Source organism: Paraburkholderia sp. BR10954, from assembly GCF_040965775.1.
GTDB classification, from domain to species: Bacteria; Pseudomonadota; Gammaproteobacteria; order Burkholderiales; family Burkholderiaceae; genus Paraburkholderia; species Paraburkholderia youngii.
The window spans coordinates 1-12,550 of the sequence record NZ_JBFRCK010000002.1 but is presented as its reverse complement, the minus strand read 5'-3'; the positions used below and the strand labels follow the sequence as shown (position 1 = coordinate 12,550).

General features: G+C 62.5%; 11 protein-coding genes. 6 read left to right on the top strand and 5 right to left on the bottom strand.

Annotated features, from left to right (window positions below):
• Window positions 1-17: 17 nt before the first annotated feature.
• On the bottom strand, window positions 18-1,604 hold the full coding sequence (locus tag AB4Y34_RS02735; protein ID WP_176380571.1) for an alpha-amylase family glycosyl hydrolase: 1,587 nt from the start codon (window positions 1,602-1,604) through the stop codon (window positions 18-20).
• Between the two features lie 49 nt (window positions 1,605-1,653).
• Here AB4Y34_RS02735 and AB4Y34_RS02730 point away from each other — a divergent pair, with 49 nt between their 5' ends.
• Window positions 1,654-3,318, top strand: coding sequence for an alpha-amylase family protein (locus AB4Y34_RS02730; protein ID WP_176380570.1), 1,665 nt, complete (start codon window positions 1,654-1,656; stop codon window positions 3,316-3,318).
• 132 nt (window positions 3,319-3,450) lie between these two features.
• Window positions 3,451-4,464, top strand: a complete 1,014-nt coding sequence (locus AB4Y34_RS02725) for a Gfo/Idh/MocA family protein (protein ID WP_368715182.1) — start codon at window positions 3,451-3,453, stop codon at window positions 4,462-4,464.
• A 61-nt stretch (window positions 4,465-4,525) separates the two neighbouring features.
• Here AB4Y34_RS02725 and AB4Y34_RS02720 read toward each other — a convergent pair whose 3' ends face one another.
• The 3 genes from AB4Y34_RS02720 to AB4Y34_RS02710 all read right to left on the bottom strand — a co-directional run bounded on the left by AB4Y34_RS02720 (window position 4,526) and on the right by AB4Y34_RS02710 (window position 6,163).
• Window positions 4,526-4,873 carry a hypothetical protein gene (locus tag AB4Y34_RS02720; RefSeq protein ID WP_368715419.1) on the bottom strand — a complete coding sequence of 116 codons (348 nt, stop codon included), beginning with the start codon at window positions 4,871-4,873 and terminating at the stop codon, window positions 4,526-4,528.
• A 133-nt stretch (window positions 4,874-5,006) separates the two neighbouring features.
• On the bottom strand, window positions 5,007-5,264 hold the full coding sequence (locus tag AB4Y34_RS02715) for a hypothetical protein (protein ID WP_255208872.1): 258 nt from the start codon (window positions 5,262-5,264) through the stop codon (window positions 5,007-5,009).
• 125 nt (window positions 5,265-5,389) lie between these two features.
• Window positions 5,390-6,163 carry a helix-turn-helix transcriptional regulator gene (locus AB4Y34_RS02710; RefSeq protein WP_368715181.1) on the bottom strand — a complete coding sequence of 258 codons (774 nt, stop codon included), beginning with the start codon at window positions 6,161-6,163 and terminating at the stop codon, window positions 5,390-5,392.
• 111 nt (window positions 6,164-6,274) lie between these two features.
• Between AB4Y34_RS02710 and AB4Y34_RS02705 the strand changes: the two genes are divergently transcribed.
• Entirely contained in the window at window positions 6,275-7,354 is a 1,080-nt protein-coding gene (locus AB4Y34_RS02705) for a zinc-binding dehydrogenase (RefSeq protein WP_368715180.1), read from the top strand.
• Between the two features lie 19 nt (window positions 7,355-7,373).
• Here AB4Y34_RS02705 and AB4Y34_RS02700 read toward each other — a convergent pair whose 3' ends face one another.
• On the bottom strand, window positions 7,374-8,078 hold the full coding sequence (locus tag AB4Y34_RS02700) for a GntR family transcriptional regulator (RefSeq protein ID WP_176123614.1): 705 nt from the start codon (window positions 8,076-8,078) through the stop codon (window positions 7,374-7,376).
• A gap of 203 nt (window positions 8,079-8,281) precedes the next feature.
• Between AB4Y34_RS02700 and AB4Y34_RS02695 the strand changes: the two genes are divergently transcribed.
• From AB4Y34_RS02695 to AB4Y34_RS02685, 3 genes are all read left to right on the top strand, one after another.
• Window positions 8,282-9,556 (top strand): glucarate dehydratase family protein, encoded by a 1,275-nt coding sequence (locus tag AB4Y34_RS02695; RefSeq protein ID WP_368715179.1) that lies wholly within the window; start codon window positions 8,282-8,284, stop codon window positions 9,554-9,556.
• Window positions 9,557-9,628: 72 nt separating this feature from the next.
• Window positions 9,629-10,957, top strand: coding sequence for an MFS transporter (locus tag AB4Y34_RS02690; protein ID WP_368715178.1), 1,329 nt, complete (start codon window positions 9,629-9,631; stop codon window positions 10,955-10,957).
• A 51-nt stretch (window positions 10,958-11,008) separates the two neighbouring features.
• Entirely contained in the window at window positions 11,009-12,298 is a 1,290-nt protein-coding gene (locus tag AB4Y34_RS02685) for an MFS transporter (RefSeq protein ID WP_176380562.1), read from the top strand.
• Window positions 12,299-12,550 lie beyond the last annotated feature (252 nt).

The window sequence follows — 12,550 nt, the reverse complement described above, 5'->3', positions numbered from 1 at the left end:
GGTGAGTCATCTACCGTTCATGATGGAGAGTCAACGATCACGATGACCGCCTCGCTGGCGGCAAGCAAATTGGCGCCCTGGATGAAGGCGTCACCGATGCGCGTGGTCACCGTCGATAGCAGCACCATGCCCGCGCGCGATTGCACGGTGGCAGCTTCGGCACCCATGTTCAGCGCGATGAACAGACATTGATTGCCGGAGCGCCGCTCATAGGTCAGGACGTCGCCGTCGGCAACGACATTTTCTATCGTGCCCCGCACGAGCGCGGCACTACTGCGGCGCAGGCTCAGCAAACGCCGATACAGCGACAACATGCTCGACATGTCGCCGTCCTGTTCGCGCACGCTCGTCGCGGTCGCAATTGGCAACCACGGTCTGCCGTCCGTGAAGCCCGCATTCGGCAGCGAGCCATCCCATTGCATAGGCGTGCGCTCGGGATCGCGTCCCTGGCAAATGCCCGGTTGCCGGAGCTCCGCCGGGTCCTGAATCTGATCGGACGCGATATAGCCGTCCGTCATGCCGATTTCATCGCCGTAGTAAAGCGTCGGCGTGCCTCGTAGTGTCAACAGCAGCACAGCGGCCACACGTGCCTGTGCCGCGCCGACGCGCGACGCAATGCGCGGATTGTCGTGGTTTCCCAGCACCCAGTTCGGCCACGCGTATTCGGGCAACGCAACGTCGTAATCCCGGATCATGCTGGCGATGTTCTCCGCATTCCATCGCGCGCTGAGCAACTGAAAATTGAACGGCATATGCGCTCCTTCGCCTTTCACGCCGTAATACTTCACCAGTTGCGCAACAGTCAGATAGATTTCGCCGATCAGCACGCGCTCGCCGTATTCGTCCAGCGTGGCTCGCATCGAGCGGACGAGTTCATGTACTTCCGGCTGATCCTCGGTGTAAGTTTGCAACAGTCGATGATGGTCCGGCTCGCCGGGCAAATAGCCGGGATTGGGCGGATTGTCGCGAAACTGCGCGTCCTTGATCAACAGCCACAGCACGTCCACGCGGAAGCCGTCCACGCCGAGATCGAGCCAGAACCGCAGTACCTGGTCCATCGCGCGGCGCACTTCGGGGTTGCGCCAGTTCAGGTCAGGCTGCTCGCGCAGAAACGCGTGATAGTAGTACTGCCCCGTCACCTCGTCCCACTCCCACGCCGAGCCGCCCATGCGGCTCAACCAGTTGTTCGGCGGTCCGCCATCGGGCGCGGGATCGCGCCACAGATACCAGTCCCGTTTCGGATTGTCTCGCGACGAGCGGCTTTGCTCGAACCACGGATGCCGGTTCGACGAATGATTCGGCACGAAATCGAGCAGCACCTTGAGCCCGAGCCGATGCGCGTGGCCCATCAATTGCTTGAACCCGTCCAGAGTGCCGAACATCGGATCGATGTTGCAGTAGTCCGCGACGTCATAGCCAAAGTCGGCCATCGGCGACGGGTAGATTGGGGAGATCCACACCGCATCGACGCCTAGCGCCGCGACGTATTCAAGGCGCGCGCTGATGCCGGACAGATCGCCGATGCCATCGCCGTTACTGTCCTGAAACGAGCGCGGATAGATCTGATAGATCACACCGCGTTGCCACCACGCCAGCTCCGACATTGCAATTCCTCTTCACGATCGATAGTTTAGGCGCCCCCGCGCGGAACCTATGCTTAATGACCTCTGGTACAAGAACACGATCATTTACTGCCTTTCGGTAGGCACCTTCATGGACGCGAATGGCGACGGCGTCGGCGACTTCGAGGGGCTGATGCGCAGGCTCGATTACCTGCAAGGGCTCGGCATGACGACGATCTGGCTGATGCCCTTCCACCCGTCGCCAGGACGCGATAACGGTTACGACGTTTGCGACTATTACAACGTCGATCCGAAGTACGGCACGCTCGGCGATTTCGCCGAGTTCACGCATGCGTGCGCCCAGCGGGGCTTGCGAGTGATCATCGATCTCGTCGTCAATCACACGTCCGACCAGCATCCGTGGTTCCTGGAAGCACGCAGCGATCCCAAGTCGAAATATCGCGACTGGTATGTCTGGTCGGACGACAAACCGCCCGATGCGCAACGCGGCGTGGCGTTTCCGGGCGTGCAGAAGTCGACCTGGAGTTTCGACAAGCGTGCAAAACGCTGGTACTTCCATCGCTTCTACGATTTTCAACCGGACCTGAATACTTCCAATCCGCATGTGCAGGCCGAGTTACTGAAGATCATGGGCTTCTGGATTCAGCTCGGCGTGTCCGGATTCCGCATGGACGCGGTGCCCTTCGTCATCGCGACGAAGGGCCCGAAGGTGCGCCGCCCCGTCGAGCAGTACGACTTGTTGCGAACGTTTCGCGAGTTTCTGCAGTGGCGCGAAGGCGACGCGATCATCCTGGCCGAAGCCAACGTTCTGCCCAAATCGGATCTCCAGTATTTCGGCGACGAGGGCGAGCGCTTGCCGATGATGTTCAACTTTCGCGTCAATCAAAACACCTTCTACACGCTCGCGACGGGCAACACGAAGCCGTTGAAGGACGCGCTGCTTGCGACGAAACCACGGCCGCCGACTGCGCAATGGGGGGTGTTTCTGCGCAATCACGACGAACTCGATCTCGGCCGGCTGACGCCCGCTCAGCGCGAGGCAGTGTTCGCCGCCTTCGCCCCGGACCCCGACATGCAGCTGTATGGACGCGGCATCCGCCGCAGACTTGCGCCGATGCTGTCCGGCGACAGACGCCGTCTCGAGCTCGCCTACAGCCTGATGCTGAGTTTGCCGGGCACGCCCGTGTTCCGGTATGGCGATGAAATCGGCATGGGCGACGATCTGCATCGGCCCGAACGCCAATGTGCGCGCACGCCGATGCAATGGTCGGGCGAGCCGCAAGGCGGCTTCACGAGCCATTCGAACCCGCCTGTGCCGGCGATCTCCGGCGGGGCTTATGGGTTCGAGCGGGTCAACGTGGCAAAGCAGCGGCGCGATCCCGATTCGTTTCTCAACTGGACCGAGCGGATGATTCGCATGCGCCGGGAAGTGCCGGAAGTCAGCTGGGGGGACTTCGAAGTGCTGCCCACCTCGCGAAACGATGTGCTCGCGCTCGGTTATCACTGGCGCAACAACTCGGTGCTGTTTCTGCATAACTTCCGCGCCGAGGCGTGCACCGTCGAATTCCGCCTCAGCTCCAACGAACCCGGGCGGGATTCGCTGATCAATCTACTGTCCGACGACCACAGCGGCGCTGACGATGACGGCCGTCACACGGTGATGCTCGAGCCGTTCGGATACCGATGGTATCGGGTGGGCGGCCTCGACTATCTGCTCAAGCGGACCGAGGTCTAGCGACGACGAGCCACGGTTAAACTGATACGATCGCATGCTCCTGGTCGTTCGCGGACTCACGCGACTTGACGCGACTCACGCGAATGCTCAGCCTGCTCGACTCATCGGATACGCAATCGGAAAAGGGATGTCATGGCAAAGGATCAAGTAGTCTGGGGAATTTTGGGCGCCGCAAAGATCAACGACAAAGTGGTCGTGCCCATGCACAACGCGCCGAAGTGCCGGGTGAAAGGCATCGCGTCGCGCTCTCTGGAGAAGGCGCGGGAAGCCGCGGCCAAATATGGTCTGGCTGTCGCATACGACGGTTACGAGGCGCTGCTCGCGGACCCGGAAATCGACGCGGTCTATATTCCATTGCCCAATCATCTCCACGTGGAATGGACGATCAAAGCGGTCGAGGCGGGCAAGCACGTGCTGTGTGAGAAGCCGATCAGCCTGGACGCGCAACAGGTCGAACGGCTGATCGCCGCGCGCGACAAGAGCGGCCGATACATCCAGGAAGCCTTCATGGTTCGCACGCATCCGCAATGGTTGAAGGTGCGGACCCTGATCGACGAAGGCGCGATCGGCGAATTGCGGGCAGTGACCGGCGGTTTCACCTATCACAACACGAACGAAGACAATATCCGCAATAAGAGCGAGCTAGGCGGCGGCGGTCTGCTCGATATTGGTTGCTATCCGATCACGACGTCGCGCTTCACGATCGGGCGCGAGCCACGGCGCGTAGTAGCGCTGGTGGAACAGGATCCTGCCTTCAAGGTAGACCGGCTCGGCTCCGTGCTGATGGACTTCGATGGCGTGCAGGCGAGTTTCTTTTACTCGACTCAGACCTATCCGTACCAGCGGATGCAATTTCACGGCACCAAGGGGAGAATCGAAGTCGAAATTCCGTTCAATGCGCCACACGATCGACCGACGCGTCTGCTAATCAGTGAGCACAATAGCGACGGTGTCGCGACTGAGCGCTGGCTGGAAGTTCCGGTGTGCGATCAATACGGCGTAGCCGCCACCACGTTCGCGGAGGCGATCCTGAGTGGAGGCCCGCAAGCTATTCCGCTGGAAGATGCGCGCGCAAATATGCGGGTGATCGATGCCGTGTTCCGCTCGGCTCAGTCGGGCGCGTGGGAGAGCATCGCCCAAGGTTGAAGTGCAATGCTGGGGCGAGCTGTGCGGGTCAATGCGGCGAAGTGCCCCAGCTGTCTGACCTCTACTTGACTGGCGCAGTCACATCGCAATCGCCGCCATGGGTGCCGCTGCCAGTGTTTTTCAGCGTCAGCACGAGTCTGCTGCCCCGGTTTGCCGTCATGATCTGACCGTAGCTAACGGTCGGAATGAACTGGATATCCGGCGCGACCGCCACTGGCGGATTTCTCGCACCGTCGACGGTCAGGTCGAGCTCCACGGTGATCGAGTCGATTGCGGCGCCCAAGTCCTGCTTGCGGCCAGCCTGATCTTTGCGGAAATTGCACAGGCCCTGGAGAACCTGCTCGAGGGCAGTCGGGATATCGACCGGCTTGCCCGGTGCGATCGGAGGCGTGTTACAGCCGACGATCATGAACGGCAAGGTGCAAAGCGCTACATATCGCCAGGCTCGCATCGGCTCCCCCGCTTGATGTGGTGGACGTGGTGTCTGCCTTCCCATGCTGTCGCTGGTTCAGTGCCCAGCCGGCGCACGCGAACTCAAACGCTCAATACTTGATATTCCTGGCCGCCTGACGGCCGCCCTGCTTGGTTTGCCGCTTGTCCTGCCGGCATTGCGAATTGCTCTTCTGATCCGCGGCTCTGCACTCCTGCTTCGTATGACGGGCACCCTGGCGTGTCTCCTGGCGCACGTCGCGTCCAGCACGACGTTGCTGAGCCTGTTCAGTTGCCCAGGCGCTTCCCGCGCAAGCCATCGCGGACACGGCGATGACCGCGAGCGCGAACTGCCGGCTCCATGAAAACATGGCGGCCTCCCTGACAGGTTGCATGTGAGTATTCCGGCTTTGTACAAGGGTGCCACGCGTGGGAGTCGCGTCAATCGGACCAAGGTCCTAGGGCCGTCGCGATGGCTTTGTCAGGCGGGCGAAGCTCAAACGGGTGTGTAGATCGAGAGTTTCAGCGACGGGTCGTCGTTCGCCTGAAACGTAGCGTATTGGTAACGTTGGATACCACGCTGAGGATGCGCGAGTACTTTCTCGCCGGACGCGCCGCCACGGACGTCATGCGCGATCCACCAGCTAGCGAACTCCGCACTCGACGAACGCAGGCGCTCCACTAGCTGGACGAACGATGGATCGGTGGCGAAGAGATCATGCGTTGCGCGAAAGAGCGCGATCATGCGGCGCGCTTCGTCTTCCCACGCGGGTCCGAATAGCCGTCGCGCTTCCGGGTCGATGAACATGAAAACGAGGATATTGCGGTCCGCCTCGGTCAGCCGATCGAATCCGAGTAGTTCGGCGGCCGCCCGGTTCCACGCCAGGATGTCCCACCGCCTGCCGGTCACGTATGCCGGCAGGCCGAGGTCTGAAACGATGCGCGCGATTGCCGGCGGCACTTTCTCGGCAGCAAACGTCCGCTGATCGTTGCTGCGCGCGAGCGCCCGCAGATGCGCGGCTTCTGCTTTGCCAAGCCGCAGGGCGCGAGCAAGCGCGTCGAGGGTGGCATCGGAGGGGCTGACCGTTCGCCCCTGCTCCAGCCGCACATACCAGTCCACACCGATGCCGGCCAGTTCGGCAACTTCTTCCCGCCGCAGACCCGGCGTACGACGGCGCCGGCCGCTCCCGAGCCGCCCCGATGCCGGGCTCAGCTTCTCCCGGCGCGAACGCAGAAAATCGCCAAACTCACTCCGTCTCGATGCCGGCATGTTCGTCCTCGCAAGGAGGTATCGATGAATCCTGGGATAGTACCAGGCCTTGTTGCCTATTCTAGGTTCGCCAGAATGACCTCGTCAGACCACCCTTGACGGAGAACGACGATGAAAGCTGCAATCCTGAATTCGCTTGAGCGACCGCTCGCGATTACGCAAATGCCCGATCCGGAAATCGGCACGGGCGAGGTGATCGTGGATGTCGCCGCCGCGCCGGTGCTGTCATACACGAATGAAGTGTTCAACGGGCAGCGCCGCTATCCGCTCGAGCTGCCGATCGTGCCCGGTTGCGGCGCGATCGGTCGTGTAAGAGCGAGCGGTCCCGATGCGACTCGTCTGAAGGTGGGCGACTGGGTGTTCTGCGATCCGACCGTACGCTCGCGCGACGACGCGTTGATGCCCGATGTAGCGCTGCAGGGCTGGAGTTCGCGTGGAGACGGGGGCTTGCGACTGCAACGGTACTTTCACGACGGCCCGTTCGCCGAACAGGTGCGTGTGCCGACCGAGAACGCGGTTCGTATCGGCGACATCGATCCTGACGAGGCGGCGCGCTGGTGTGCGCTCAACGTGATGCTCGTGCCTTATGGCGGGCTGCTTGCGGCCGCGCTGCGGGCTGGCGAAACGCTGCTCGTCAGCGGGGCCACCGGCAACTTCGGCAGCGCCTGCGTGGCTGTCGCCCTCGCGATGGGAGCGCGCTGCGTGGTCGCGCCGGGACGCAATGCGGAAGCACTCGACGATCTGAAACAGCGCTTCGGCGCGCGTGTGCGCCCGGTCAGACTTTCAGGCGATGAACAGGCGGATCGCGAACGGATGCAACAGGCGGCTCCTTGTCCGATCGATTGTGTCATCGATCTACTGCCACCCTCGGCGCCCGTCACAGCCGTGCGTGCCGCGATGAGGGCCGTGGGGCCGTACGGCCGCGTCATTTTGATGGGTGGCGTGGGCATGCTGGACGATGCTGGGCTCGATCTGCCATATCCGTGGCTCATGCGCCACGACATCACCGTGCGCGGCAAATGGATGTATCCGACGGAAGCCGTGACGCTGATGACGGGCCTGATTCGCTCGGGGCTGCTCGATCTCCGCCATTTCGACGTCAAGACATTCCCGCTCGATCGCGCCAATGAAGCGGTGTCCCACGCGGCCGCAAACGGCGGTCCATTCAGAATGACCGTGATCCAGCCGTAGCCAGCGATTCAGCGAACGCTCACTCGTCCGCCAAAAAGTTCGGATGACTCGTGCGAATCTGATCGATCTGACTCAGCGTCCCCGACAGATGCTTGCGTAGCGCAGCCTGCGCGGCCTCGACATCGCCTTTGTCGATCGCGTCGACGATCTCCGTATGATCGCGCACGACCGCCATCGTCTTGCCCTCCGCCGGCAGATTCAGGCGCCGCAGCCGGTCGATATGCCCGCTCAGCCTGCGCACCAGGTCCCACAGCTGCGGCACGCCCGCCGCCTCGTACATCTGCCGATGAAACGCCTGATCGAGCAGCGAGAACTCCTCGTAGTTCTTCAGGTCGAGCAATTCTGTTTGCCGGGCGATCGTGACGCGCAGTTCCGCGATCAGCGTGGCGTTGCGCTGCTCCGCGAGCGTGCGCACTACTTCGAGTTCGATCGAGCGGCGCAGGAAATGCGCCTGCAGCGCGGAGGTCACTTTGATCTGACTAACGACCGTCGCGTGCTGCGGATAGATATCGACGAGTCCTTCCTCGCCGAGCTTCATCAGCGCGTCGCGCACCGGCGTCTGGCTGAGCCCGTAGCGGTTCGCGAGCTCGGTGCGCGACAGCACCGTGCCCGGCGTCAATTCGAGAGAAAGGATCATTTCGCGCAGTCGTTCGAAGACTTGCGGCGCGGCGTGGCGGGAGCGGTCGAGCCGGGTGACCGTCGACGAGTGAGCGTGGTTTTTCATGGTTGAAATTGAAGCTTGGAAGCAGGCGGACCGACGGGGCGCTCCGCTGAGGCACTAGTACTATAGCCGACGCTCGCCGCTTCGAGCGGGCTTGCAAGCGGAATTCGCCGCGCAGTAGGCATGAGAGTTTACCCCACTAACGCACTAATATATTAGTGCTTTACTATCCGGCCCATCAAGCTCAACTTATGCCGATTGACATCATGACTCGCGACATCACCATCACCCAGGTGCGCATCACCCCGATCGCCTTCCGCGACGGCCCGCTACTCAACGCCGCCGGAATCCACGAACCCTGGGCGCTGCGCGCCATCGTCGAACTGGAGACGAGCGACGGCCGCGTCGGCATCTCCGAGACCTATGGCGACGAACCGATGCTGCGTGTGCTGGAACAGGCGAAGTCGCTGGTGATCGGGCTGTCGCCGTTCGACCTCAATCGCATGGAAGAACGCGTGCGGGGCACGATCAAGGCGACCCCGGGCGCGGTCGAATTCGAACTTGCGCCCGGCTCGCACGCGGCGAAGAACGCGCCGAAAGTCATCAGCACGCTCGAAGTCGCGATGCTCGACCTGCAAGGGCAAATCGTCGGCGCGCCGATCGTCGATCTGCTTGGCGGCAAGGTGCGCGACGCCGTGCCGTACAGCGCCTATCTGTTCTTCAAGTACGCGGAGCACATCGACAAGCCCTATGCGCCCGATGCCTGGGGCGAAGGCCTGAGCCCCGAGCAGATCGTCGCGCAGGCGCGTCGGATGATCGAGCTGTATGGTTTCCAGAGCATCAAGCTGAAGGGCGGCGTGTTCGAGCCGGCACACGAAATCGCGTGCATGCGCGCGCTGCATCAGGCGTTCCCCGGCGTGCCGCTGCGCCTCGACCCGAACGCGAACTGGACGCTGGAAACGAGCATCGCCGCCGCCCCTGAACTCGACGAACTGCTCGAGTACTACGAAGACCCGTGCCCGAGTCTCGAAGGCATGGCCGAACTGGCGAAGCACACGCGCCTGCCGCTCGCGACCAACATGGTCATCACGACGATGGAAGATTTCCGCCGCGGCGCCGAGATGGGTTCGGTCAAGGTCCTGCTGTCGGATCACCATTACTGGGGCGGCCTGCGCGCGACCCAGACGCTCGCGCGCATGTGCAAGCTGTGGGATCTCGGCATGTCGATGCACTCGAACTCGCACCTCGGCATCAGCTTGATGGCGATGACGCACGTCGCGGCCAGCATCCCCAACCTGACCTATGCGTGCGACACGCACTACCCGTGGCAGGAGGAAGAAGTCATCAAGGGCGGCCGTGTCACGTTCGACAACGGCGCGGTGCGTGTGCCCACCACGCCGGGCCTCGGCGTCGAGCTCGACCGCGAGCGGCTCGCCGAACTGCATGCGCAGTATCTGTCGTGCGGCGTGCGCAATCGCGATGACCTCTCGCAGATGCGCAAGTACGAACCGGGCTTCACCGGCAAGAATCCGCGCTTTTAATTCTCGCTTCCAAATCCGCGCCTACGAGGCCCGCGACGCGCAATGCGCGTCGCCATCGAAGGAGACAACCCCATGAGTAGCCCGATTGCCGACACGTCGCGGCCCGAGCGCGCCGGCGCGCTGGCGAGCGCGGTGCACAAGATCAAGTGGCGCGTGCTGCCGCTGTTCGTCGTGATGTTCATCGTCAACTACATCGACCGCGTGAACATCGGCTTCGTGCGCCAGCATCTGAGCGCCGATCTGGGCATCGGCGCGGCGGCCTACGGGCTCGGCGCGGGGCTCTTCTTCATCAGCTACGCAATCTTCGAAGTGCCGTCGAACATCCTGCTGCAGCGCTACGGCGCGAAGCTGTGGCTCGCGCGCATCATGCTCACGTGGGGGCTGGCCGCGGCCGGCATGGCATTCGTGCGCGGCGAAACGTCGTTCTACGCGATGCGGCTGCTGCTCGGCGCGGCCGAAGCGGGCTTCTTTCCCGGCGTCATCTACTACTTCACGCAATGGCTGCCGAGCAACGAGCGCGGCAAGGCGATGGCGATCTTCCTGAGCGGCTCGGCGCTCGCGTCGGTGCTGTCCGGGCCGATCTCCGGCGGGCTGATGCTGATCGAAGGCGCGGGGCTGCGTGGCTGGCAGTGGATGTTCATCATCGAAGGCATGTTCTCGGTCGTGCTCGCGGGCTTCATCCTGCTGTGGCTCGACTCGAAGCCGCGCGACGCCGCTTGGCTCACCCGCGCCGAGCAGGACGCGGTGCTGGATGCGATCGACGAAGAGCAACGCCAGCGCGCCGCCGCGCACCCGGTCAAGCCGTCGCTCGGAACCCTGCTGCGCGATCCGCAAATCCTGATCTTTTGCCTGATCTACTTCGCGGTATCGCTGACCATCTACGGTGCGACTTTCTGGCTGCCCAGCATCATCCACAAGATGGGCCATTTCAACGACTTCCAGGTCGGCCTGTTCAACTCGATTCCGTGGCTGATCTCGATCGCGGCGATGTATCTGTTCGCGATGCTCGCGGCGCGCTTCAAGTTCCAGCAGGCGTGGGTCGCGTGTGTGCTGCTGATCGCCGCGCTCGGCATGTATGCGGCTGGCCAGGGCGGCCCGGTGTTCTCGTTCGTCGCGATCTGCTTTGCTGCGATCGGCTTCAAGGCGGCCTCGTCGCTGTTCTGGGTGATCCCGCAGGGCTATCTCGACGCGCGGATTTCCGCCGCGGTGCTTGCGCTGATCAACTCGATCGGCAATCTCGGCGGCTTCGTGGCGCCGGCGACCTTCGGCTTCCTCGAACAGAAGACCGGCTCGATCGAGGGCGGCCTCACTGGACTCGCGGTGATGTCGGTGATTGCCGCCGGGGTCGTGTTCTTCTCGCGCATGAGCCCGCGCGAAGGATTGCCGGCCTCAGCGCATTGACCGTATCGAACCACCATATAGACACATTTTCAGAAACCTTCAGGAGACTCGATGAAAACACTAGAAGCTACGACGGCCGCCGCACGGACGGCCGTCGGACGATACCGATGGACCATCTGCGCGATGATCTTCGCGGCGACGACGATCAACTACATGGATCGTCAGATGCTCGGGCTGCTCGCGCCGCTGCTGCAAAAAGATATCGGTTGGAACCAGGTGCAGTATGCGCAGACCGTGATGGTGTTTACGGTCGCCTATGCGGTGGGTCTCGCGATCTTCGGCCGCATCGCCGATCGCGTCAGCACGAAGAAGGTCTACGGCAGCGCGATGGCGCTGTGGAGTCTCGCGGCGATGCTGCACGCGGTTGCATCGACCGTGCCGGGTTTCGCGGCCGTACGCGGTCTGCTCGGCTTCGGCGAAGCGGCCAATTTTCCGGTTGCGATCCGCACTACCGCCACGTGGTTTCCCAAGAAGGAACGCGCGCTTGCGACGGGCTTCTGGAACATGGGCGCGACGATCGGAGGCATCGTGGCGCCGGCCTTCGTGCCGATCGCCGCGGTGATGTGGGGCTGGCGCGCGACGTTCATCGCGGGCGGTGCGACCGGGTTCGTCTGGCTGGCGGTGTGGTGGCTGGTTTATCGGCAGCCTTCGGAGCATCCGTCGGTGTCGAAGGAAGAACTCGCCTACATCAATGCGGACCGCGAAGAAGTCGTCGAGCAGAAAGTCAGCTGGTTGTCGGTGCTCAAGTACCGCGAAACGTGGGCGTTCGTCTTCGGCAAGCTGCTGACCGATCCGGTGTGGTGGTTCTATCTGTTCTGGCTGCCCAAGTGGCTCAATGAGTCGCGCCATATCGACATCGCCCACATGGGTCTGCCGCTGATCGCAATCTACACGATGTCATCGATCGGCAGCGTGGCGGGTGGCTGGCTGTCGTCGCGTTTGATGGCGCGCACCAACCGGCCGAATTTCGCGCGCAAGCTCACGATGCTCATCTGTGCATTGTGCGTGGTGCCGATCGCAACGTTGTCGGCATTCCAGAGCCTGTGGTGGGCGGTGCTCGCCGTTGGTCTCGCGGCAGCGGCGCACCAGGGCTGGTCGGCGAATCTCGTCACGACGGTCGGCGACGTGTTTCCGAAGCGGGTGGTCGGCACGGTGGTCGGTATCGGCGGCGTGGCGGGGATGGTCGGTTCGTTCTTCTTCTCCGGCGTGATCGGCGAGACCTTGCAGCGCACTGGGAATTATTGGGCGCTGTTTACGGTCGGCGCATCGGCGTATCTGGTTGCACTGGGCATCATTCATCTGTTGATGCCGCGGATGACGGCGGTGATGTTGCGCGATTGATGTAGCGTTTGTCGGTGACACAACCGGAGGGCGGGGGACGCATGATTGGTGTCCCCCGCTTTTTTTGTCACGACGGGGATGCAGCGGAGTTGACCCAGTGAGTGATTAGCACTCAGGCTTACTGAGTCGAACCTGAACAATCCGGAGAGCCTTTTGCAGCAAGGGTTTGAAGCGGAAAGTTGTTGATGCATTTGCAGGAACCTGGCAGATTATGGGTAGTTTCCTGCAAATTCTGTCGAGGTCTGGATGGGT

Bases quoted from the DNA above. Each gene is read 5' to 3' on its own strand.
- AB4Y34_RS02735 (WP_176380571.1), bottom strand. From the start codon at position 1,604: ATGTCGGAGCTGGCGTGGTGGCAACGCGGTGTGATCTATCAGATCTAT.
- AB4Y34_RS02730 (WP_176380570.1), top strand. From the start codon at position 1,654: ATGCTTAATGACCTCTGGTACAAGAACACGATCATTTACTGCCTTTCG.
- AB4Y34_RS02725 (WP_368715182.1), top strand. From the start codon at position 3,451: ATGGCAAAGGATCAAGTAGTCTGGGGAATTTTGGGCGCCGCAAAGATC.
- AB4Y34_RS02720 (WP_368715419.1), bottom strand. From the start codon at position 4,873: ATGATCGTCGGCTGTAACACGCCTCCGATCGCACCGGGCAAGCCGGTC.
- AB4Y34_RS02715 (WP_255208872.1), bottom strand. From the start codon at position 5,264: ATGTTTTCATGGAGCCGGCAGTTCGCGCTCGCGGTCATCGCCGTGTCC.
- AB4Y34_RS02710 (WP_368715181.1), bottom strand. From the start codon at position 6,163: ATGCCGGCATCGAGACGGAGTGAGTTTGGCGATTTTCTGCGTTCGCGC.
- AB4Y34_RS02705 (WP_368715180.1), top strand. From the start codon at position 6,275: ATGAAAGCTGCAATCCTGAATTCGCTTGAGCGACCGCTCGCGATTACG.
- AB4Y34_RS02700 (WP_176123614.1), bottom strand. From the start codon at position 8,078: ATGAAAAACCACGCTCACTCGTCGACGGTCACCCGGCTCGACCGCTCC.
- AB4Y34_RS02695 (WP_368715179.1), top strand. From the start codon at position 8,282: ATGACTCGCGACATCACCATCACCCAGGTGCGCATCACCCCGATCGCC.
- AB4Y34_RS02690 (WP_368715178.1), top strand. From the start codon at position 9,629: ATGAGTAGCCCGATTGCCGACACGTCGCGGCCCGAGCGCGCCGGCGCG.
- AB4Y34_RS02685 (WP_176380562.1), top strand. From the start codon at position 11,009: ATGAAAACACTAGAAGCTACGACGGCCGCCGCACGGACGGCCGTCGGA.